This window comes from Streptomyces sp. MBT65 (assembly GCF_016612545.1).
Classification (GTDB): Bacteria; Actinomycetota; Actinomycetes; order Streptomycetales; family Streptomycetaceae; genus Streptomyces.
Genome location: NZ_JAENRY010000007.1, coordinates 72,003 through 93,204, shown reverse-complemented (window position 1 = coordinate 93,204; position 21,202 = coordinate 72,003). Strand labels below are relative to the sequence as shown.

The 21,202-nt window shown below is 70.8% G+C and carries 18 protein-coding genes and 1 pseudogene; 11 read left to right on the top strand and 8 right to left on the bottom strand.

Annotated elements, in window-relative coordinates; genetic code table 11:
• From JHN63_RS53870 to JHN63_RS03730, 4 genes and pseudogenes are all read right to left on the bottom strand, one after another.
• The coding region (locus JHN63_RS53870) for a CoA transferase (protein WP_267953707.1) at window positions 1-206 on the bottom strand (206 nt) is incomplete at its 3' end.
• A gap of 112 nt (window positions 207-318) precedes the next feature.
• Window positions 319-594: pseudogene (locus tag JHN63_RS53865) on the bottom strand (CoA transferase); the annotation flags it as partial.
• Between the two features lie 121 nt (window positions 595-715).
• Window positions 716-1,582 (bottom strand): alpha/beta fold hydrolase, encoded by an 867-nt coding sequence (locus JHN63_RS03735; RefSeq protein WP_200677207.1) that lies wholly within the window; start codon window positions 1,580-1,582, stop codon window positions 716-718.
• Between the two features lie 89 nt (window positions 1,583-1,671).
• Window positions 1,672-2,763, bottom strand: coding sequence for an LLM class flavin-dependent oxidoreductase (locus JHN63_RS03730; protein ID WP_234476083.1), 1,092 nt, complete (start codon window positions 2,761-2,763; stop codon window positions 1,672-1,674).
• A 146-nt stretch (window positions 2,764-2,909) separates the two neighbouring features.
• On the opposite strand from JHN63_RS03730, the gene mgrA reads away from it, so the two are divergent.
• The 9 genes from mgrA to JHN63_RS03685 all read left to right on the top strand — a co-directional run bounded on the left by mgrA (window position 2,910) and on the right by JHN63_RS03685 (window position 12,728).
• Complete coding sequence (gene mgrA, locus JHN63_RS03725; protein ID WP_200677206.1) at window positions 2,910-3,953, top strand: L-glyceraldehyde 3-phosphate reductase; 1,044 nt, start codon at window positions 2,910-2,912, stop codon at window positions 3,951-3,953.
• Between the two features lie 52 nt (window positions 3,954-4,005).
• Window positions 4,006-5,001 carry a Dyp-type peroxidase gene (locus JHN63_RS03720; protein WP_234476081.1) on the top strand — a complete coding sequence of 332 codons (996 nt, stop codon included), beginning with the start codon at window positions 4,006-4,008 and terminating at the stop codon, window positions 4,999-5,001.
• 110 nt (window positions 5,002-5,111) lie between these two features.
• Window positions 5,112-5,993: a xanthine dehydrogenase family protein subunit M gene (locus tag JHN63_RS03715; RefSeq protein ID WP_200677205.1), complete on the top strand. Its 882-nt coding sequence runs from the start codon at window positions 5,112-5,114 to the stop codon at window positions 5,991-5,993.
• 2 nt (window positions 5,994-5,995) lie between these two features.
• Entirely contained in the window at window positions 5,996-6,541 is a 546-nt protein-coding gene (locus JHN63_RS03710; protein WP_200677204.1) for a (2Fe-2S)-binding protein, read from the top strand.
• Window positions 6,538-8,934, top strand: a complete 2,397-nt coding sequence (locus JHN63_RS03705) for an aerobic carbon-monoxide dehydrogenase large subunit (protein WP_200677203.1) — start codon at window positions 6,538-6,540, stop codon at window positions 8,932-8,934. The genes JHN63_RS03710 and JHN63_RS03705 overlap by 4 nt, the downstream gene beginning before the upstream one ends.
• Before the next feature lie 11 nt (window positions 8,935-8,945).
• The gene (locus JHN63_RS03700; protein WP_200677202.1) at window positions 8,946-9,821 is read left to right on the top strand and encodes an XdhC family protein; all 876 of its coding nucleotides are present in this window, start codon (window positions 8,946-8,948) and stop codon (window positions 9,819-9,821) included.
• Window positions 9,818-10,711, top strand: a complete 894-nt coding sequence (locus tag JHN63_RS03695) for a MoxR family ATPase (RefSeq protein ID WP_200677201.1) — start codon at window positions 9,818-9,820, stop codon at window positions 10,709-10,711. The genes JHN63_RS03700 and JHN63_RS03695 overlap by 4 nt, the downstream gene beginning before the upstream one ends.
• Window positions 10,708-11,403: an SRPBCC domain-containing protein gene (locus tag JHN63_RS03690; protein ID WP_200677200.1), complete on the top strand. Its 696-nt coding sequence runs from the start codon at window positions 10,708-10,710 to the stop codon at window positions 11,401-11,403. The genes JHN63_RS03695 and JHN63_RS03690 overlap by 4 nt, the downstream gene beginning before the upstream one ends.
• Window positions 11,400-12,728, top strand: coding sequence for a VWA domain-containing protein (locus JHN63_RS03685; protein ID WP_200677199.1), 1,329 nt, complete (start codon window positions 11,400-11,402; stop codon window positions 12,726-12,728). The genes JHN63_RS03690 and JHN63_RS03685 overlap by 4 nt, the downstream gene beginning before the upstream one ends.
• Here JHN63_RS03685 and JHN63_RS03680 read toward each other — a convergent pair.
• Window positions 12,679-13,644 (bottom strand): LysR family transcriptional regulator, encoded by a 966-nt coding sequence (locus JHN63_RS03680; RefSeq protein ID WP_200677198.1) that lies wholly within the window; start codon window positions 13,642-13,644, stop codon window positions 12,679-12,681. The genes JHN63_RS03685 and JHN63_RS03680 overlap by 50 nt on opposite strands.
• 248 nt (window positions 13,645-13,892) lie before the next feature.
• Between JHN63_RS03680 and JHN63_RS03675 the strand changes: the two genes are divergently transcribed.
• Window positions 13,893-14,708, top strand: coding sequence for an NPP1 family protein (locus JHN63_RS03675; RefSeq protein ID WP_374222888.1), 816 nt, complete (start codon window positions 13,893-13,895; stop codon window positions 14,706-14,708).
• Window positions 14,709-14,733: 25 nt separating this feature from the next.
• On the opposite strand, the gene JHN63_RS03670 is transcribed toward JHN63_RS03675, so the two are convergent.
• From JHN63_RS03670 to JHN63_RS03660, 3 genes are all read right to left on the bottom strand, one after another.
• On the bottom strand, window positions 14,734-16,149 hold the full coding sequence (locus tag JHN63_RS03670) for an FAD-binding oxidoreductase (protein WP_200677197.1): 1,416 nt from the start codon (window positions 16,147-16,149) through the stop codon (window positions 14,734-14,736).
• A gap of 102 nt (window positions 16,150-16,251) precedes the next feature.
• Window positions 16,252-18,852, bottom strand: a complete 2,601-nt coding sequence (locus tag JHN63_RS03665) for a helix-turn-helix transcriptional regulator (RefSeq protein WP_200677196.1) — start codon at window positions 18,850-18,852, stop codon at window positions 16,252-16,254.
• Window positions 18,853-18,959: 107 nt separating this feature from the next.
• A complete protein-coding gene (locus JHN63_RS03660) occupies window positions 18,960-19,469 on the bottom strand; it encodes a hypothetical protein (RefSeq protein WP_200677195.1) in 510 nt (169 codons plus the stop codon).
• A gap of 308 nt (window positions 19,470-19,777) precedes the next feature.
• Here JHN63_RS03660 and JHN63_RS03655 point away from each other — a divergent pair, with 308 nt between their 5' ends.
• A complete protein-coding gene (locus tag JHN63_RS03655) occupies window positions 19,778-21,148 on the top strand; it encodes a chitinase (protein ID WP_200677194.1) in 1,371 nt (456 codons plus the stop codon).
• Window positions 21,149-21,202: the final 54 nt, after the last annotated feature.

Sequence of the window (21,202 nt, the reverse complement as noted above, 5' to 3'; positions counted from 1 at the left end):
CGCACGGCCTGTTCCGGGCCGCCGACGGCTACCTGGGCGGCGGCCCGGAACAGGCCGTGCGGGACGAGCGGATGGACGCTGCCGGGGCGCGGCGGCACCCGGTCCTCGTGCAGATAGGCGAGCGTCCCGGCCTCCAGCGCGGCCGCGACGCACGCCTGCGCGGAGACGTCGACGAGCTGTCCCGGGCCGGTGCGGCGGGCGCGCAGTCCGAGCAGGGCGGCGATGGCCGCGTTGACACCCGCGAGCTGCTCGGCCTGCTGCTCCGGGTCGGAGCGGCGGGCCGTCCGGGGTGCCGACCTGGGCGAGCATCCCGCCCAGCGCGGCGACCACGAAGTCGGTGCCCTGCCAGTCGGTGCGCGGGCCGATCAGCCCGAAGGGGGTGACGCGGACGTGCACCAGGGCGTCGAGCCCCGCGGCCAGTGCCTCCGCGCCGCCCGGACTCCCGTCGAGCAGCACGTCGGCGCCGGCCAGCAGACCGCGCAGTTCCTCCGGCGACGCGGGGACGACCGACCGTTTGCCCGCGTGCCAGTGGACGAACGCGTCGCCGTCGAGTTCGCGGCGGCTCCCGTCGCCTTCCGGCGGTTCGACGAGCACGACCTCGTACCCGAGCCCGACCAGCAGTCGGCCGGCGAACCGGGTGAAGGGGCTGGGCAGTTCAACGACGCGCGGCACGGTCTCGCTCACGTCTCCTCCCCGGAGAGTCGGTCGTACGGGGTCAGTTGTGCTGCTGGTTCAGGAAGCCGGTGACGACGCTGTGGTAGTCGTACGGCCGTTCCTCCTGCGGGTGATGGGAGGCCTGGCTCATCACGTGCAGGTTGCCCTTGGGGATCATGCGGGCCAGCATCAGCGGGTAGTCCGGCGTCAGGAACGCGTCCTGCATGCCCCACACGAAGAGCGTCGGCGCGGCGATCAGGCCGAGTTCGGCGGTGAGGTCCTGCCAGTCGCCGCGCGGGTTGTCGGAGGCGCCGGCGAGCGCGGTCTCCTCGGGGTCGAGGCTCTGTTCGTAGCGCAGGGTCACCGTGCCGTCGGGGACGGCGTCCGGGTCGAACCACTCCAGGCGGGCGATGAGTTCGCGCATCTTCTGCCACGAGGGGCCGGTGCCGCCGTAGTACACGTCACGGGCGTTACGGCCGCGCCGGCCGCCTTCCGGCAGCGGCGCGAGGGGGCCGTAGAAGACGGGCATGCTGCCGGTGATGACCAACGACCGTACGCGCTCGGGGTACTTGGCGGCGAGGTCGAGGGCGATGGTGCCGCTCCAGGAGTTGCAGACGAAGTCGGCGCGGTCGATGCCGAGTTCGTCGAGCAGGGCGACGGTCTTGGCCGCGTGGTAGTCCCACATGGGGCCCTCGATGACGGGCTTGGCGGACTTGCCGTACTGGAGGATGTCGACGAGCAGGCAGCGGCGGTCCGCCGCGAACAGGGGGGCCACCTGCCCGAAGTCCGACCAGCCGGTGCAGCCGGGGCCGCCGCCGTGCAGGAAGACCGTGGCGCTGCCCTCCCCCAGCTCGACGTAGTGGTACTTGACGCCGTCCGCTTCCGCGTAGGTGCCCTCCGGGGGCGCCTGGATGTCCATGAGGTCCATGTCCCGATGGTGTGACGGCGCCGGATCGCGCCCAAGCGGAACGGTCCGCTGAGCGGGCCAGGTCCGTGGCGGTCGGGGGCGCGGAGTCCTTAGCGTCCGGGCATCGGATGAGGACAGGAGGCAGCGCATGCTCCGGAACGCCGGGTTGGAGCTGGTCGAGGAACGGGCCCGGGCGTCGGTGGGGAGGTGGGACCGGCGGTCGTTGGGTGTCGTGCGGGCCGAGGACGCGGCGGAGTTCGCGCGGGCGGCCGGCGAGAGCGCGCCGCATCTCGTCGACCCCTCGCACACCGGCTTCGCCGTCCATCCGATGTACGTGGTGAGCATGTTGCGGCCGCGTCCCAGTCCTCGGCGTGCACGAGGTCCGGGTGGACGCCCTCGATCGTCTCGGGGACGTCCACGTCGATGCCGGCGAGGGCGAGGAAGGACGCGCCGCCGTTCTGGGCGATCGAGGCGCAGATCGGTTTGATCAGGCGGGCGTCGGCCTCGATGTCGTCGGTCACCTCGCAGAACGCGGACACGGTCACCGGCAGTCTCTCGGCGTTCCGGCCGGCCGCCTCGGCGCCCTCGCGGACCCGGGCGGTGGCGGCGGCCAGGGTGCGCGGCGAGACTCCGCTGAGCAGGATGACCCCGTCGGCGATCTCGCCGGCGAGCCGCAGGTTGCGGGGGCCGCTCGCCGCCAGGTGCAGCGGCACGGACGGCTGGGGGTCGCGCAGCCGGGAGCGGACCTTGCCCTCGAAGTCCCACTCGCGCCCGTCCAGCAGGGCGCGCAGCATGCTCATGCCCTCGCGCAGTGCCGCCGAGCCGGTCTGCGGCAGACCGACGGGGGCGACGGAGCTGTTGCCCACGCCGAGGCCGAGGGTGAACCGGCCGGGCGCGAGTTCCGCGACACTGCGGGCGGCCGACGCGACGACGGACGGGTGCCGGGTGGCCAGATTGGTGACGGCGGTGCCGAGGCCGATCCGCTCGGTGGCGAAGGCCGCGGCGGTGAGGGTGGTGAACACGTCCCGCCACAGCAACTGCGAGTCCGGGAACCACACTTGGTCGAAGCCGAGGTCCTCGGCCCGGCGCGCGGTCCGGGCCACCCGGTCGGCCCGGTCGCAGGGCGGGACGCGCACGCCGATCCGCAGCGGTTTCTCGTCGACGCTCACCTGATCGACGCCCGCCGATATGTCGCAGTTCATGAAAGGGACCCTAGGGACGAACGAGAGGCCGTCGAACAACAGCGGTCCGCTCAGCGGGCCGCTGCGCTGATTCAGTGCCGACGCTGCTGAATCCGATGACGGGGATCGGTTGGACGCGTGCGGCGGGCGCGGGCAGAGTGGGCGGGGTGAACCACATCGCAGATCCGGGGCGCTACGACAGCACGATGCGCTACCGCCGCACGGGCCGCTCGGGGCTCGACCTGCCCCTGCTCTCGCTGGGCTACTGGCACAACTTCGGTGACGACCGCCCGTTCGAGACCCAGCGCGAGATCGCGCTGCGCGCCTTCGACCTCGGCATCACCCACCACGACCTGGCGAACAACTACGGTCCACCCTACGGCGCCGCCGAGCAGAACTTCGGCCGGCTGCTGAAGCAGGACCTCGCGCCGTACCGGGACGAGCTGATCGTCTCCACGAAGGCCGGCTGGGACATGTGGCCCGGCCCCTACGGCCAGGGCGGCGGCTCCCGCAAGTACGTCCTGGCCTCGCTGGACCAGTCCCTGAAGCGCACCGGCCTCGACTACGTGGACATCTTCTACTCCCACCGTCTCGACGCGGGCACCCCGCTCGAGGAGACCATGGGCGCGCTGGACACCGCCGTCCGCCAGGGCAAGGCCCTCTACGTCGGTATCTCCTCCTACGACGCCGAGCGCTCCCGCGAGGCCGCCGCGATCCTGCGTGAGCTGGGCACACCGCTGCTCATCCACCAGCCGTCGTACAGCATGCTCAACCGCTGGATAGAGACCGACGGGCTGCTGGATGCCGCGCGGGACGAGGGCTTCGGGGTCATCGGTTTCACGGCGCTGGCGCAGGGGCTGCTGACCGGGCGGTACCTGGACGGGATCCCGGAGGGCTCGCGGGCCGCGCAGGGCACGTCGTTCGACGCGGGCTGGCTGACCGAGGACATGGTGCGCCGCCTGCGGGCGCTGAACGACATCGCGGCCAAGCGCGGTCAGACCCTTGCGCAGATGGCGCTCGCCTGGGCACTGCGCGACGAGCGTGTCACCTCGCTCGTGATCGGCGCCTCGCGCCCGGAGCAGCTCGAACAGAACGTGGCCGCGCTGGACAACCTCGACTTCAGCACCGAGGAGCTGGCCGAGATCGACTCGTACGCCGTCGACGGCGGGGTGGATCTGTGGCAGGACGCGCGGACTGGGAAACTCGGCTGAGTTCCGAGGTGCCGCCGGGCGCCTCGGAGGACGCAGCGGAGGCGTGGAGTACATGACAGTTGACGGCTCGGTCGAGCACCTGGACGGCACCAGCGGCGGCGAGACCGCCCCGACCACGCAGGCGGTGCTGGAGTCCCTGACTCCCAGCGCGACCTTCCTCGTCGTCACCGTGGAGCCGGGCGGCGAGGAGGCGGTGCGCCAACTCCTCGGCGATCTGGGCGGGTTGATCCGCTCCATCGGCTTCCGCGCGCCGGACGGGCGGCTCAGTTGCGTGACCGGTGTCGGATCCCAGGCGTGGGACCGGCTGTTCGACGGCCCGCGCCCCGTCGAGTTGCACCCGTTCCAGGAACTCACCGGCGCCCGGCACACCGCCGTCTCCACCCCCGGTGACCTGCTGTTCCACATCAAGGCCGTACGGGCCGACCTGTGCTTCGAGTTGGTCACCGAGATCATGGGCCGGCTGGGCGGCGCGGTCGCCGTGCGTGACGAGGTGTCCGGGTTCCAGTACTTCGACGTGCGCGATCTGCTGGGCTTCGTCGACGGCACCGAGAACCCCGTCGGGGAGACGGCCCGCCAGGCGGTGGTGATCGGTGGCGAGGACCCGGAGTTCGCGGGCGGCAGCTATGTGATCGTGCAGAAGTACGTCCACGACATGGCGGCCTGGAACGCGTTGACGGTCGAGCAGCAGGAACGGGCCGTCGGACGCTCGAAGTTGACCAACATGGAGATGGACGACGACGTCAAACCGGCCGACTCGCACATCGCCCTCAACGTCATCACGGGTCCGGACGGCACCGAGCGGAAGATCCTGCGCGACAACATGCCGTTCGGCAGCGCGGCACAGGGCGAGTTCGGCACCTACTTCATCGGCTACGCCCGTACGCCCTCGGTCACCGAGCAGATGCTGCGCAACATGTTCCTGGGCACCGACTCCGCGTCCCACGACCGCATCCTGGACTTCTCCACGGCGGTCACCGGAAGCCTCTTCTTCGTCCCCTCGGCGGACTTCCTGGACGACCTGCCCGCTTCCCCGGGGCAGGCAACTTAAGTGAACGGTTAACCAGCCGTTGACACCCCCGTCCGCCGGGCGCCCAATGAGGCCCGGACACGGCACCCGGCCGACCGGTCAACTGCCGTGCAGGACAGGGGGATTGCGGAATGCAGGTTCCCGCTCCGTTCGAGTACCAGCGGGTCGGCAGCGTCGGCGAGGCGGTCGCGCTGCTCGACCGGCTGGGCGACACGGCACGGCTGGTGGCCGGCGGACACAGTCTGATCCCGATGATGAAGTTGCGGCTGGCCAACTTCGAGTACCTGATCGACATCAACGACCTGCACGACGAGCTGGGTTACGTCCGTGTCGAACCCGGACTGATCCGCATCGGCGCGATGACCCGCCACCGCGAACTGCTGGAGTCGGACGAACTCGTCGCCGCCTTCCCGGTGTTCCGGGACGCCGAGCGCGTCATCGCCGACCCCGTCGTCCGCAACCGGGGCACGCTCGGCGGCTCCCTGTGCCAGGCCGACCCGTCCGAGGACCTGTCCGCGGTGTGCACCACGCTCGACGCCAGCTGCGTGATCCAGGGCGTGGACGGCCAACGGGTCGTGTCCATGGAGGACTTCCACCGGGGGCCGTACGAGACCGCCGTCGGCGACGCCGAGATCCTCACCGAGGTCCGCTTCCCCGTCCGCCCGAACGGATCCAGCGCGTACGAGAAGGTCGAACGCCGGGCCGGTGACTGGGCGGTGGTCTCGGCCGGTGCCGCGGTGTGGCTGGACGGCGACGGACTGGTCACGGACGCCCGCGTCGGGCTCGCCGCCGTGGGACCCAACACGGCCGGCATCCCCGGCATCGCCGACGCCCTGCGCGGCCGGCGCCCGACCGAGGAACTGTACGGACAGGCCGGGGACATCGCCGCCGAGGCCTGCTCCCCCGTCACCGACCGACGCGGCAGCGCCGAGTACAAGCGCCATCTGGCACGGGAGTTGACCGTGCGCGTACTGCGCCGGTCGGTGGCCCGCATCGACGGACAGGAGGTGTGATCGTGCAGGTGAGCATGGTCGTGAACGGCGAAGAGGTCACCCGGGAGATAGAGGGGCGGCTGCTGCTGGTCCACTTCCTGCGCGACCACCTCCGGCTGACCGGCACCCACTGGGGGTGCGACACCAGCAACTGCGGTACGTGCGTGGTGTGGTTGGACGGCGAGCCGGTCAAGTCCTGCACCGTGCTGGCCGCGATGGCGGGCGGGCACGAGGTACGCACCGTGGAGGGGCTCGAACAGAACGGTGAACTCGACCCGGTACAGCGCGGGTTCGTCGAATGCCACGGTTTGCAGTGCGGCTTCTGCACCCCCGGCATGATGATGACCGCGCGTGCGCTGCTGGACCGCAACCCCGACCCCTCCGACACGGAGATCCGGGAGGCGATCTCCGGGCAGATCTGCCGTTGCACCGGTTACGCGACCATCGTCCGTTCGATCAGGTGGGCGGCGGCCGAAGAGGCGGGCACCCGAACTTCCCTGGAAACACAGGCCACTTCTGCTTCTGCTTCTGCTTCTGCTTCTGCTTCTGCTTCGGGGAGCGCGTCATGACCGCCGTCTCCGAGAACGGCCACCGCACCGCGTTCGTCGACAACGACAAGAAGCCCTGCGGCCACGGCCGGATGCTCCGCAAGGAGGACCCGCGCTTCGTCCGTGGCAAGGGCCGCTACGTCGACGACCTCGACCTGCCCGGCATGCTCCATCTGGCCGTCCTGCGCTCGCCGTTCGCGCACGCCCGCGTCCTCTCCGTCGACACCACGCTCGCCGAAGCCCACCCGAAGGTCCGCCTGGTCGTCACCGGCGCGATGCTCGCCGAGAAGGGCCTGGCGTGGATGCCGACCCTCTCGAACGACGTGCAGGCGGTCCTCGCCACCGACAAGGTCCGCTTCCAGGGCCAGGAGGTCGCCTTCGTCGTGGCGGAGGACCGCTACGCGGCCCGGGACGCCCTGGAGTTGATCGACGTCGAGTACGAGCCCCTCGACCCGGTGATCGACGTCCGCACCGCCCTCTCCCCCGACGCACCCGTCATCCGCGACGACCTGGAGGGCAAGAGCGACAACCACTGCTTCGACTGGGAGACCGGCGACGAGGCAGAGACCGAGGCGGTCTTCGCCCGCGCGGACGTCGTCGTCACCGAGGACATCGTGTACCCGCGCGTGCACCCGGCCCCCATGGAGACCTGCGGTGCGGTCGCGGACTTCGACCAGGTCGACGGCCGCCTCACCCTGTGGTCCACCACCCAGGCCCCGCACGCCCACCGCACCCTCTACGCGATCGTCGCAGGACTGCCGGAGCACAAGATCCGGGTGATCTCCCCCGACATCGGCGGCGGCTTCGGCAACAAGGTGCCGATCTACCCCGGTTACGTGTGCGCGATCGTCGGCTCGCTGCTGACCGGCAAGCCGGTGAAGTGGATGGAGGACCGCGCGGAGAACCTCATCAGCACCGGCTTCGCCCGCGACTATGTGATGCGCGGCGAAATCGCGGCCACCCGCGACGGCCGCATCCTCGCCGTCCGCACCCAAGTCCTCGCCGACCACGGCGCGTTCAACGGCACGGCCGCGCCCGTGAAGTACCCGGCCGGCTTCTTCGGCGTCTTCACCGGCAGCTACGACATCGAGGCCGCCCACTGCAAGATGACCGCCGTCTACACCAACAAGGCACCGGGCGGGGTCGCTTACGCCTGCTCGTTCCGCATCACCGAGGCCGTGTACCTGATCGAGCGGATCGTCGACTGCCTCGCCTACGAACTGGCCATGGACCCGGTCGAGTTGAGGATGAAGAACTTCATCCGCCCCGAACAGTTCCCCTTCCGCACCAAGACGGGCTGGGTCTACGACTCCGGAAACTACGCGCCCACCATGGAACTGGCGAAGGAACTCGCCGGCTACGACGCCCTGCGCGTCGAACAGGCCGAGAAGCGGGCCCGCGGTGAACTCATGGGCATCGGCGTGTCGTTCTTCACCGAGGCGGTCGGCGCGGGACCCCGCAAGGACATGGACATCCTCGGCCTCGGCATGGCCGACGGCTGCGAACTGCGGGTGCATCCGACGGGCAAGGCGGTCGTACGGCTCTCGGTGCAGTCTCAAGGGCAGGGCCACGAGACGACGTTCGCGCAGATCGTCGCCGAGGAACTCGGCATCCCGCCCCAGGACATCGACGTCGTGCACGGCGACACCGACCAGACCCCCTTCGGCCTCGGCACCTACGGCAGCCGCTCCACCCCCGTCTCGGGCGCCGCCGCCGCGCTGGTCGCCCGCAAGGTGCGGGACAAGGCACGGCTGATCGCCTCCGGGATGCTGGAGGTGTCGGTCGCCGACCTTGAGTGGGAGAAGGGGTCCTTCCATGTCGCGGGCGACCCGGAGGCCTCGGTCACCATCCAGGACATCGCGATGCGGGCGCACGGCGCGGGCGATCTGCCCGAGGGTGTGGAGGGCGGGCTGGAGGCGCAGATCTGCTACAACCCGGAGAACCTCACCTATCCGCACGGCGCCTACATCTGCGTCGTCGACATCGACCCGGGCACGGCGAAGGTCACCGTCCGCCGCTTCGTCGCGGTCGACGACTGCGGCACCCGTATCAACCCGATGATCATCGAGGGACAGGTGCACGGCGGTCTCACCGACGGCGTCGGCATGGCACTCATGGAGATGATCTCCTTCGACGAGGACGGCAACTGCCTCAGCGGCTCACTGATGGACTATCTGATCCCGACCTCGCTCGAAGTCCCGGACTGGGAAACGGGGTTCACCGTCACGCCCTCCCCGCACCACCCCATCGGCGCCAAGGGGGTCGGCGAGTCCGCGACGGTCGGCTCGCCGCCCGCGATCGTCAACGCGGTGGTCGACGCCCTGAAGCCGTACGGCATCCGGCACGCGGACATGCCGCTCACACCCTCGCGGGTGTGGGAGGCGATGCAGGGCCGACCGACTCCGCCGATCTGAAGGTGGCTGTGATGACCGGCAAGTTGAGTGCCCGGGCACTCGAACTCACCGAGCGGCGTGTGCCGTTCGTCCACGCGCGTGTGGTCCGCGCCCAGGCACCCGCCTCGGCACACCCGGGCGACGAGGCCATCGTCCACGGCGACGGCACCATGGACGGTTTCGTCGGCGGCCAGTGCGCCGAGGGCTCGGTCCGTACGGCCGCGCTCGGCGCCCTGCACGACGGCGGACCACTGCTGCTGCGCGTCCTGCCGCAGGGGGACGCCGAGTTCCCCGAGACACCCGGGGCGCGGGTCGTGATCAACCCCTGTCTGTCAGGCGGGGCGTTGGAGATCTTCCTGGAGCCGGTGCTGCCACCGCCGCTGATCGAGGTCGTGGGGACCACGCCCGTCGCGGAGGCCTGCGTCGCGTTCGCGGCTCTGCTGGGTTACGCCACGGCCCGCTCGCTGCCGGAAGGACCGCCCGGCGAGCACACCGCCGCCGTGATCGTGGCCGGGCAGGGCCGGGGCGACGCGGAGTCCCTGCGCGCCGCCCTCGATGCGGGGGTCGGGCACATCGCGCTGGTCGCCAGCCACCGCCGCGCCGCCGCCCTGCTCGACGAACTCGGCCTGACGGAGGCTGAACGGGCCCGCGTCCAGGCTCCGGCGGGGTTGGACATCGGCGCCCGTACGCCACCCGAGATCGCGCTGTCGATCCTCGCGGACGTGGTGCGCGTCATCCACGCCGCGAAGGCCCCCGTGCCCGAGCACCCTTCCCAGGCGGTGGACCCGGTGTGCGGCATGACCGTGACCGTGCACCCCGACACGCCCCATCTCGCCACCGCGGAGGGCGAGTTCTGGTTCTGCGGGACCGGCTGCCGGGACCGCTGGTCCACAGGTGCCACGGGGTGAGCGAACTCTTCACGGACGCCGACGACGTACGGCGACGGCTCGACGCGGTCGGCCACCTCGTCGACGACGGCACGGCGACCGCCCTCCTCCTCGCCACGCTGCTCGACCGGCCACTGCTGCTGGAGGGCGAGCCCGGCGTGGGCAAGACGAGTGCCGCGAAGGCTCTTGCCAAGGCGCTGGACACCCCGCTCATCCGGCTCCAGTGCTACGAGGGACTGACGGCGGGCGAGGCACTGTACGAGTGGAACTACCAGCGCCAACTGCTCGCCGTCCGGCTGACCGAGGCGCACGGGCGGGAGCTGTCCGACGCCGATTTGTTCAGCGCGGAATTCCTGCTCGACCGGCCGCTGTTGCGGGCGGTACGCCATCAAGGCCCGCTGCCGCCGGTGCTGTTGATCGACGAGATCGACCGGGCCGACGACGAGTTCGAGGCGCTGCTCTTCGAGTTCCTGGGCGAACGGTCCATCAGCGTCCCGGAGTTGGGCACCTTCACCGCCGTACGGCCGCCCGTCGTCGTGCTCACCTCCAACCGCAGCCGGGAACTCCATGACGCGCTGCGCAGGCGCTGCCTCTACCACTGGATCGACTTCCCCACGCCCGAACGCACGGCGGAGATCCTGCGCCGCACGGTACCGGCCGCGAACGAGCCACTCATCGCGTCCACCACCGAATTCATCGGCCAGGTACGCGAGTTGGACCTCGACAAGGCGCCCGGCATGGCGGAGGCCATCGACTGGGTCTCCGCTCTGGCGGCCCTGCGGGTCGCGCGGCTGACCCGCGACGACATAGTCCGCACGCTCAGCACGGTCGCCAAGAGCCCCGACGACCGCACCGCCGTCGTCGGGGCCCTCGACGCGCTCGGCTATCCCGAAGAAGCGAGGAGACCATGAAGATCGACAACGAGTTCAGCGTCGGTGTGCCGGTCGAGCGGGCGTGGCAGGCGCTCACCGATCTGGAGGCCCTCGCCCCGTGCATGCCCGGCGCCGAACTCACCGGCGTCGACGGTGACGTCCATCGGGGCAAGGTCAGGGTCAAAGTCGGTCCCATGGTCAGCCAGTTCGCGGGCACGGCACGCTTCGTGGAACGGGACGAGACCGCCCATCACGCCGTGATCAGCGCGGCCGGCAGGGACATGCGCGGGGGCGGCAACGCCTCCGCGACGGTCGACGCCCGGCTGCGCGGCGAGGGCACGGGCACGGTCGTGACGGTCAGCACGGACCTCAACATCAGCGGCAGACTGGCCCAGTTCGGCAGCGGCATGATCAAGGAGATCTCGGAGAAGCTGTTCGCGCAGTTCGTGGCGAACGTGGAGACGCAGTTGCTGGCGACGCAGGCCCCACCGGAAACAGAACCGGAAGCGGAGGCGGTACCGGAGATTGCCGCGGTACCTGAGGCGGAGACGCTACCGGAGCCGGATGTGAAACCGGTGCCGGAGACGGTCCCGACCTCCGTGGCCCCGCCGACGCCGGCCGAACCCCTGGATCTGATGCGGGTGGCCGGCGCATCCGTCTACAAGCGGCTGATCCCCGTCGTCGTCGCGGCCGTCGTCGTCGCCGTGGTGGTCTATCTCCTGGTCCGATGACACCGACTGGCCCGCTGCTGCCCGCAGTCGACCGGGCCGCCTTCGCCACCGCGCTGGCCGCCCGGCTCAGGGAGCACGGCGTGCCGGTGGGCCCGACCGCCGCCCGGGACTTCGTGCTCGCGCTGGCCGCGGCCCCGCCCAGGACACGGACGTCGCTGTACTGGACGGCCCGCGTCACCCTCGTACGCGACCGTCCCGAACTGGCCCGCTTCGACGAGGTCTTCGACGCGGTCTTCGGGCAGTCGGTGCTCGCCCTCGACCCGAACGCGCGCCGCAATGGGCACGGCGGGGCGGGTGGTGCCCACGACTCCGGGGGCACCGACGCTCACGGCCGAGACCCCGTCGGGGGTTCCGGTCTGCCGTGGGTGACCCTGCCGCCCGCCGTGGACACCGCCGACCACCGCGCGGACCGAGCCCTGACCGTGCCCGAGCGCCTGCCGAGCGATCTGGCGGGCGCGGTGGACACCCCGTTCGGCGAACTCGCCCCGGATCAGGCCGAGTTACTCGGCCGCTGGCTGGAGGAGCGACTGCGCGCATGGCCCGTGCGCCGCACCCGGCGCCTCACCGTGCGGACGGGCGGTCATCGGGTGGCGGTCCGGGAGACGGTGGCCCAGGCCCGGCGCACCGGCTGGGAGCCCGTACGGCTGGTCCGGGCGGGCCCGCTGGACCGGCCGCGCCGGGTCGTGGTGCTGTGTGACGTGAGCCGGTCGATGCAGGCACAGGCGGTGGCGTATCTGTACCTGATGCGGGCCCTCGCGCTGACGACCCGTGCCGAAGTCTTCGCGTTCGCCACGTCGTTGACCCGGCTCACACCGGCGCTCGCGCACCACTCTGCGCAGGAGGCGCTCGACGAGGCGACCGCCCGGGTCACCGACCGCTTCGGCGGCACGCGCATCGCCCACTCCCTGGGCACTCTCCTCGCCTCGCACCACGGCGGCAGCCTGCGCGGCGCGGTCGTCCTGATCGCCTCGGACGGCTGGGACGGGGACCCGGCGCACCAACTGGCCACGGTCATGGCCAGGTTGCGACGCCGCGCCCACACCGTGATCTGGCTCAACCCCCGCGCCGCAGCCCCCGGCTTCAGGCCTCGCACGACGACGATGGCGGCGGCTCTGCCGTACGTGGACCTGCTCCTACCGGCCGACAGCTTCGGCGCGCTGCTGCGGGTGCCGGACGAGATCGCACGGCTCGGCAGGCCGCGCGGAGCGCGCCTCCCAGGGCCGGTGGGAACTGCGCGTCCGGCCACCACCGGCCCGCAGCACAACAACCACGCCCTCAACTCCACAACGTCACATGAATCGCCGGCCGAAACCGCCCCGCAGTGACCCCCGCCCCACGCAACATCGCCTGCGTCGCCCGCGGCGTGGTGACGAACCGCCTCAACTCCGCCGCGGCGGCCCCCGCTTCGCGATCGGGAAGGGTGAGCAGATTCCAGGAGCCACGGGCAGGAAGGTGCGGACCGGCAAGCTGACGGAGGTCGCCCTCTGCGAGATCCTTCGTCACGGCGAAGGCGACCGCGAGAGCAACTCCCTTGCCCCGCTTGGCCTCGTCGACGGACGCGGCATGACTCTGAAAGATCCGCTGGTTGTGTTCGGGGATGCCCAACCGCCGCAGCACCGACGGCACCATCCCCGTCCGCCCGACCGCCGAGGGCCCCAACAGCCAGGTCTGTCCCCGCAGTTCGGCCACGCCCGCACTCGCGCCGGTCCCGGTGGCGAGCGGATGATCGGGCCCTACGACGGCGATGACCTGGTAGTTGAGGAAGTGCGTGCAGGTCATCGCGTCGTCGAGGGTGGCGGGGCGGGGCCCGATCGCCACGTCGACGGAGCGGTTGAGCAGCAGGGAGGCGAAGTTCTGCGGGCTGTGCACGCTCAGTTCGACGTCGAGGTCGTCCGCGCGCCCCGCGAACAGTTCGATCAGCCCGGGCGCCGCGTGCTCGGCGAACAGGCTCGACGCGGCGACGCGCAGCAACCTCCGTCCGGAGCCCGCCTGTTGAACTTCCTGGATCGTCCGGTCCTGGAGTCCCAGCAGTTCGGCGGCCCGGCTGGCCAGCCGCAACCGGCCGGGTGTGAACGCGAGCCCGTTGGCCGTGCGGGCGAAGAGTTTGTCGCCGAGTTCCCTGCGCAGATGCGCGATGTGGATCGACACGGCCGACTCGGTCACGGCGAGGTCGGCCGCCGCGGCCTTCACGGAACCGAGGCGGACGGTCGCCGCGAAGGCCCGTAACTGTGCCGGAGTCAACCAGAACCTCCCGCACTCACCACGGGTGCCCATTCACCTGTGCCGTGGACCTCAAATTAGCGCACCTGTTCCCCGAGGGCCATGGTCGCGCCGAGAGCCGCGGTGACACAGGAAAAGCACAGGCGGGAGAGTTCAGCGGTGCGCCAAAGTTCGTACACCGCAAGGGTGTTGACGTGCACACACCGGCCTGCAAAGGTCTGGACCTGGCGCAGCCAGTAGCGCCCCCACCGCCAGGAACTGGAGCCAGCGTGCCTGATCTGACACCCCCCACCGACAGCCCGGCGAGAGCCCCGAAGTCCCGCCGCCGGCGCCTCCGCCGCTCGGCCGTCGTCACCGTCCTCGGTGCGCTCGGCCTCGTGATCGGGCAGGCGACAGCCGCCCAGGCCAACGTACTGACTCTGCTCCCGCAGAACGCAGACGGCCTGGAGCAGAGCTTCTCCCCGGCTTACGACTACGACGGCGACGGCTGCTACGCGACCGCCGCCATCGGTCTGGACGGCACCATCAACCCCGGGCTCAAGCTCGGCGGCGACGTCAACGGGCACTGCCACGACATGGCCCAGCTGAACAACGCGAACACGTACTCCCGCACCAAGTGCAACAACGACTGGTGCGCGGTGATGTACGCGAGCTACTTCGAGAAGGACCAGGTCACCCTGGGTCCGGCGGCGATCGGGCACACCCACGACTGGGAGCATGTCGTGGTGTGGATCAAGGACAACACGGTCCAGTACGTGTCGGTGTCGCAGCACTCCGCCTACCAGGTGTCGGCGGCCTCGGGGGTGCGCTTCGACGGCACACACCCCAAGATCGTCTACCACAAGGACGGCATCGGCTCGCACGACTTCCGCTTCGCCAACACGAACGACGAGCCCGCGGAGAACGCCACCGGCAACTGGTTCTACCCGCGTCTGGTGGGCTGGAACGGCTACCCGGCCGGTCTCAAGGACAAGCTCCTGGCAGCGGACTTCGGTTCGGCGACGCTGAAGATCAGGGACAGCGACTTCAACTACGCGCTGTCCATCGCGAAGCCGTCCGGCATCTCGTTCGACCCGAACGCGTGATGCCGGCCCGGCCTCGGAACCTCTCTCACGGGCGGGTCTCGTAGCGCGGTTTCGGCGCCGGGTGGATGTTCTGGTTGAGGTGGAAAACGTTGTCCGGGTCACGGTCGGCCTTGATGCGGGCCAGCCGGTCGTAGTTGCCCCGGTAGCTGGCCCGGACACGTTCCTGACCCTCGTCCATCATCATGTTCACGTAGGCGCCGCCCGCCGAGTACGGGTGCAGGGCCTCCTGGTAGTCGACGGCCCACCTCTTGATGAGGCCGGCGTTGGCGGGGTCCCCGTCGACTCCGGCGAAGACGGACGCCCAGCGTGCGTCGCGATACGCCCACGGGGTCTCGTCGTTGCCCACGTCGTGGGCGGCGCCGTCGATCGGGTAGAGGTGCATCGTGGACTGCGGGGTGGGGACCTCGGCGCCGAACTTGGCGTGGAGTTCGACGGCCTCGTCGGGGATGTCGTCGACGAAGTCGGCGCGCCAGTACCACTGGTCGCCGGGCGGGTAGAGCCCGTCGAACATGCCCTGCATGTCGGGGTGTTGCATCGGTCCGGCCGCGTGCAGCAGCGGTGTCGGCAGCGCGTCGAGCAGGGGCGCCATCTCGCGTGCGGCGGCCTCGGTGTCGCCGCCGGTGTAGCACCACACGACGCCCGCTGTCTTGCGCAGGTGGATCTCCTCGGGGAACGGCGGGGCGGGCGGGACACTGCCGTGGAGGAAGAAGGCGTTCAGTTCGCGGGGTGCGTTCGGCAGGAAATCCCGGTAGGCGGTGAGGACTTCGGCGCTGATCTCGACCGGCCAGAAGGTGGGTCCCGCGACGACCGTGCTGATCTCGTGGAGCCGGAACAGGAACGAGGTCACGACGCCGAAGTTGCCGCCACCGCCCCGGACCGCCCAGAACAGGTCGCTGTTCTCGTCGGCGCTCGCCCGCACCCGGCTGCCGTCGGCGAGGACGAGCTCGGCCTCCAGCAGGTTGTCGATGGTCAGCCCGCACCTGCGGGTGAGGTGGCCGAGCCCGCCGCCGGTGGCGATGCCGCCGACGCCGGTGGTCGAGATGATGCCGCTGGGGGTGGCGAGTCCGTGCGCGTTGGTGGCGCGGTCCACCTCGCCCCAGACACAGCCGCCGCCGACCCGGACCGTACGGGCCTCGGGGTCCACCTGGATGTCCTTCAGCGGGGAGAGATCGGCGACCACTCCCCCGTCGACGGTGCCGAGCCCGGCCCCGTGGTGGCCGCCGCCGCGCACCGCGAGGGGCAGGTCGTGGGCGCGGGCGAAGGCGATCACGCGGGCCACCGCGTCGGCGTCGGCGCAGCGTGCGACGAGCGCGGGCCGTTTGTCGATCATCGCGTTGTAGACGGCCCGGGCCTCCGGGTAGGAGGCGTCGTCCGGGCCGATCAACTCCCCGGTGAAGCCGGTCAGTTCACGGCGAGCGGTCTGTGCGGGTGTGCTGGACATGCGGTCCCCGTTTCATGGTGCTCTGGATGACCCGCTTGTTGTATTTCGCCCGGAACAGCACGGTCATCCGTGCGCGTCACTCAGCTCGGGACGGTCGGCTACCTACATTTCGCCGTCCGGCAGCAGTCCGAGTTCCGTGGCCCGGGCGGCGGCCTGCCGCCTGGTGGGTGCGTCCAGCTTCTCCAGTACGGCCCGTACGTGGTTGTCGACGGTCCGCACGGACACGACGAGGCGGTCGGCGATCTCCGGGTTGGTCAGTCCGTCCACCAGTAGCCGTACGACCTGGAGTTGGCGTTCCGTGAGACCGGCCGGGTTGCCCCGGGTCGCCGCGTGCGGGCCGCGCGGGATACGGCGGACGCCGAGGTCGCGCAGCTCGGCGCGGACCAGGTGGGCGAGGGGTTCGGCGCCGAGTGCGTCGAGCCGGGCGAGCGCGGTGAGTTTGTCGGCCGGGTCGGGGCTCTCCGCGAGCGCGGCGGCGTGTTCGTAGGGGCAACCGGCCTTCTCCCACCGGTCCGCGGCCCGTTTCCAGTCGCCTGCGGCCTGGAGTGCGTACGGGTGGTCGCTGTCGTCGACGGTCACGGGGTGCCCGGACTTGCCGAGCCAGTAGCCGAGTTCGGCCCGGTACGGCCCGTAGTCCAGCCGCCCCGCCTGCGCGTGCACCGGCCCGGCCGCGGTGGCCGCCGCAGCGTGGTCGCCGCGCAGCCAGGCCGCCTCCGCCCGTACGGCCGCCACCGGTCCGGTGCGCTGCAACTCCCCGGTCCGTACGGCGATCTCCCAGGCCTGGGTGAGGAGTTCGTCGGCGCCCGGCCTGCCGCGCCGGACCCGTACACGGGCCAGGACGGTCAGCGCGGGACAGCGGGCCGGTACGAAGTCGTGCATCCCGTACTCGGCGTGCCGCTCGGCGTCGTCCCAGTCGGCGGCGGCGAGCCGGCGCATGGCCTGCTCGACGTGCAGGTAGTTGAGGAACCCCAAGTGCTCGGCGCGGTCGGCGAGTTCCATCGCCGGGGGCAGATAGCGGTCGGCCTCGGTGTAGCGGAGGTTGTCGAGGAGGGACCAGATGATGTTGGCGTAGGACCGGCAGGCGTGTTCGACCTCGCCCGCGGCGAGCGCGACGGCGAGGCTCTCCTCCAACTGCCGTCGCCCGTCCGGGTCTCCGCTGCGCCAGCGGGCGGCGCCCACGTTGTTGAGGGCGTGGGCGAGGATCGCGGCGTCGTCCGTGCGGCGGGCCAGGGCGATGGCGCGCTCGCCGTGTGCGACGGCCTCGGCGTACCGGTCGGACAGCATGCGCAGTTGGGCGGTGTTGCTGAGCGCGAGCGCCAACAGGCGGTCGTCACCGGCGCGTTCGAGGACGGCGATGGCTTCCCGTGCCGCGTCCTGGGCCTCCTCCGCGTGACCCGCCCACCAGTGGATGCGCGACAGCCAGCGCAGGTCGGCGCCGAGCGCGAGGGTGTCGCCCAGTGAGCGGCGCAGGGCAACGGCGTCCCGCTGCGCGGCGACGGCCTCGACGGAGTCGGCGATGGTGTAGCACTCCACGGCGTAGCGTTCGAGGAGGTCGGCGAGTTCGGCGGGGGTGTAGCGGTGGCGTTGCCGCAGCACGAGCCGTAGATGGGCGGCGGCCTCGCGGTGGGAACCCGCCTCGGTGGCGTCCCGGGCCGCGTGCGGGCCGTAGCGGGCGATGGCGTCCTGGTCACCGGCCTGCGCGGCGTGGTGGACGATACGGGCCGGGTCGGAGCCCGGTCGGACCACGAGTGCGGTGAGAGCACCACGGTTGAGGTCGATACGGCGGGCCGCGGGCAGCGAGTCGGCGATGGCGCGGCGGATCAACTCGTGCCGGAACGCGACTCGTTCGGGAGTCACGGCGAGCAGTCCGCGCTGTTCGGCCGCGGCCAGTCCGGCGACACCGTCCGGCAACAGGGCGTCGACCAGGGGCCGTTCGACGGCCGAGGGCAGGACGGCGAGCTGCTCCAGAGCGTCCACGCTCGGGCCGTCGAGTCCGCGCAGCCGGGCGAGCACCGCGTCGACGACGGTCGGCGGCACTCCCCCGGTACCGCCGGCCGCCAGGACCTCGGTGACGAAGAAGGGGTTGCCGGAGGTCACCTCGTACACCTGCGCCGGGTCGAGCCGACTGGCCGAACTGAGCGTGCGTACGGCCGACTTGGAGAGGCGGGCCAGCGGCAGCCGGTGCACGCGGTCGGCGCGGGACGCCTGGCCCAGCAGGTGTCGCAGTGGATGCTCACGGCTGAGTTCGTCGTCGCGGTAGGTGAGGACGAGTACGGCGGGGAGCCGTTCCATCCGCCGCACCAGGAAGCGTAGGGCGTCCAGCGAGGCCTCGTCGGCCCAGTGGACGTCCTCCACGACGAGGACCGTCGGACGCGGTATCCCGGCCAGCTCTTCCTGGAGTGCTTCGTAGACGCGCTGGCGGTCGCCGCCTTCGACGACGGCGTGGGCGAGTTCGGCGCCGACGCTGCCGACGAGGTCGCGGAACGGGCCGAGCGGGCGGCGGGTGGCGAGGTCGTCGCACTGCCCGACAAGGATGCGTGAGCGAGGGGGCAGCCGGTCCGGCATGGCCCTCACCAGGCTCGACTTGCCGATGCCGGCCTCGCCGAAGACGAGCGCCACGGATCCGGCCCCGTCCGCCGCCTCACGCGCGGCCGATGCCAATAGCGCCAATTGGGGCTCGCGCTCCAGGATCCCCCGATCCACGCCGCTGATTCTGCCACCCGCCGGGACATCCCGTCCGGGTGTCGCACGCCGGACCGCCGACGGCCACCCGCGGCTCACGCTGGACCGGCACGCCGAACTCGCCCGGGCTATCGGCCGGTTCGAGGAACCTTTTTCACCACCCGCACCGGCACGATCCGGTGTCCGCGGCGCGGCTTGGGGGCATCCAGCATGCTGACGCCGTTGTAGTTGCGGCCGCGGAAGTAGAACACGGGCGCGGCCACGAAGGTGACGAAGATGGCGACGACGCTGACGGAGAAGAGAGCCGGCAGCGACTGCCCCTCGGGGAGGGTCTTGCCGCCCTCGTGGATGGCGTAGGCGAACGCGGTGACGAAGGCGATCAGACACAGCACCCCGGCGACGCGCAGGATGGTCGCGAGCGTACGCGTGGTGGAGTGGTCGCGAACCTCGGCCAGCAGGGACGCCGAGCACTCGGTGCAGGTCAGTTCCACCGTGTGCTTGCCCGACGGGGGCCGCTTGACCACGTAGTGCGCGTCGGTCCAGGTGATCGTGCGCGTCTTCGGTGTCAGGAATCCGCCCGTGACCCTGTCACTGAGGATGTGCCGCACCGCGACCTCCGCGGTCCCCGCTGTGTTCATGGCTCCTCCGACATGCGCACCCAGACGATCATCACAAAGCTTGCACAGTGTGACCTGTGAGAACCGGCCGCTCAATGGTCCTGGTGATTTCTTTTCCTTCGCCTACAACTTCTCAACTCAGCCATGACGTGCGGGACTTCTGCGGTCGCACCTCTTGACGGCTTTGGTGCAGACCTTTAGGTTCACCAGCCAACAGACCTCCCATGAATGCATTCTGCGCTCACGTATGTGAACACGCGTGTTCACCTCTCACCGCCCTCACGCCGGCGGCGTCCACCCCCCACCTCAGGACGAAAGGCCCCCTCCTCATGCAACGCCTCGCCCTGCGCTGCGCCCTCGCGCTCTCCCTCGGCCTCACCGCCGTCGGCACCCTAGGAGCACCCTCCGCCTCGGCCGCGACCGGCACCATCACCGGCCTCGGCGGCAAGTGTCTCGACGTCGCCGGAGCCGGCTCCGCCGACGGCACGGCCGTGCAGATCTACGACTGCAACGGCACCGCCGCCCAGCAGTGGACGGTCGGTTCCGACGGGACCATCCGCGCCCTCGGCAAGTGCCTGGACATCACCGGCAATTCGACGGCCAACGGCGCGCAGCTCCAGCTGTGGACCTGCGGCGGCGGCACCAACCAGAAGTGGACGGTCACCGCCGCGCGCGACATCGTGAACCCGGCCGCCAACAAGTGCCTCGACGTCACGGGGAGTTCCTCGGCCAACGGCACCCGCACCCAGATCTGGACCTGCTCCGGCGCCGCCAACCAGAAGTGGACCGCACCCGCCGCCGGCGGCACCACCCCGCCCACGACCGCGCCGATGGCCGTCGCGCCGTACCTCTACAACGGCTGGGGGAACCCGCCCAGCCCCACGACCGTCATGAACGCAACCGGCGTGAAGTGGTTCACGCTCGCCTTCGTCCTGAGCAACGGCTACTGCAACCCGCAGTGGGACGGCGGCCGGGCGCTGACCGGCGGGGTCGACCAGTCGACCATCAACACCGTGCGCGCCAACGGCGGCGATGTCGTCCCGTCCTTCGGCGGCTACAGCGGCAACAAGCTGGAGAGCTCCTGCTCCAGCGCGGGCGAGCTGGCGGCGGCTTACCAGAAGGTCATCAGCGCCTACTCCCTGAAGGCCATCGACATCGACATCGAGGCCGACGCGTACAGCAACGGGACCGTGCAGCAGCGGACCGTGGACGCGCTGAAGACCGTCAAGGCCAACAACCCGGGCATCAAGGTGTACGTCACCATCGGCACCGGCCAGAGCGGTCCCGACACGAGTCTCATCAACCGGGCCGCGTCGTCCGGGCTGACCGTGGACGCCTGGACGATCATGCCCTTCGACTTCGGCGGCGCGGGCCAGAACATGGGCACGCTCACCCAGCGGGCGGCCGAGGGCCTGAAGACCGCGCTGAAGAACGCGTACGGCTACAGCGACGACGCGGCCTACCGGGACATGGGCATCTCGTCGATGAACGGCATCACCGACAACAACGAGACCGTCACCACCGCCGACTTCCAGACCATCCTCGGCTACGCCCAGGCGCACCACCTCGCGCGGCTGACGTTCTGGTCGGCCAACCGTGACCGGCCCTGCCCCGGCGCCTACCCGAACGACGACACGTGCTCGGGCGTGAGCCAGAGCAACTGGCAGTTCACCAGCATCTTCGCCCAGTACACGGGCTGACGGACGCGCCCCCTTCGACCTTTCTCCCCAACCCCCCCCATCACCACAGGAGAA

Bases quoted from the DNA above. Each gene is read 5' to 3' on its own strand.
- JHN63_RS03700 (WP_200677202.1), top strand. From the start codon at position 8,946: ATGACCGGCAAGTTGAGTGCCCGGGCACTCGAACTCACCGAGCGGCGT.
- JHN63_RS03735 (WP_200677207.1), bottom strand. From the start codon at position 1,582: ATGGACCTCATGGACATCCAGGCGCCCCCGGAGGGCACCTACGCGGAA.
- JHN63_RS03690 (WP_200677200.1), top strand. From the start codon at position 10,708: ATGAAGATCGACAACGAGTTCAGCGTCGGTGTGCCGGTCGAGCGGGCG.
- JHN63_RS03715 (WP_200677205.1), top strand. From the start codon at position 5,112: ATGCAGGTTCCCGCTCCGTTCGAGTACCAGCGGGTCGGCAGCGTCGGC.
- JHN63_RS03730 (WP_234476083.1), bottom strand. From the start codon at position 2,763: ATGAACTGCGACATATCGGCGGGCGTCGATCAGGTGAGCGTCGACGAG.
- JHN63_RS03660 (WP_200677195.1), bottom strand. From the start codon at position 19,469: ATGAACACAGCGGGGACCGCGGAGGTCGCGGTGCGGCACATCCTCAGT.
- JHN63_RS03655 (WP_200677194.1), top strand. From the start codon at position 19,778: ATGCAACGCCTCGCCCTGCGCTGCGCCCTCGCGCTCTCCCTCGGCCTC.
- JHN63_RS03670 (WP_200677197.1), bottom strand. From the start codon at position 16,149: ATGTCCAGCACACCCGCACAGACCGCTCGCCGTGAACTGACCGGCTTC.
- JHN63_RS03685 (WP_200677199.1), top strand. From the start codon at position 11,400: ATGACACCGACTGGCCCGCTGCTGCCCGCAGTCGACCGGGCCGCCTTC.
- JHN63_RS03720 (WP_234476081.1), top strand. From the start codon at position 4,006: ATGACAGTTGACGGCTCGGTCGAGCACCTGGACGGCACCAGCGGCGGC.
- JHN63_RS03705 (WP_200677203.1), top strand. From the start codon at position 6,538: ATGACCGCCGTCTCCGAGAACGGCCACCGCACCGCGTTCGTCGACAAC.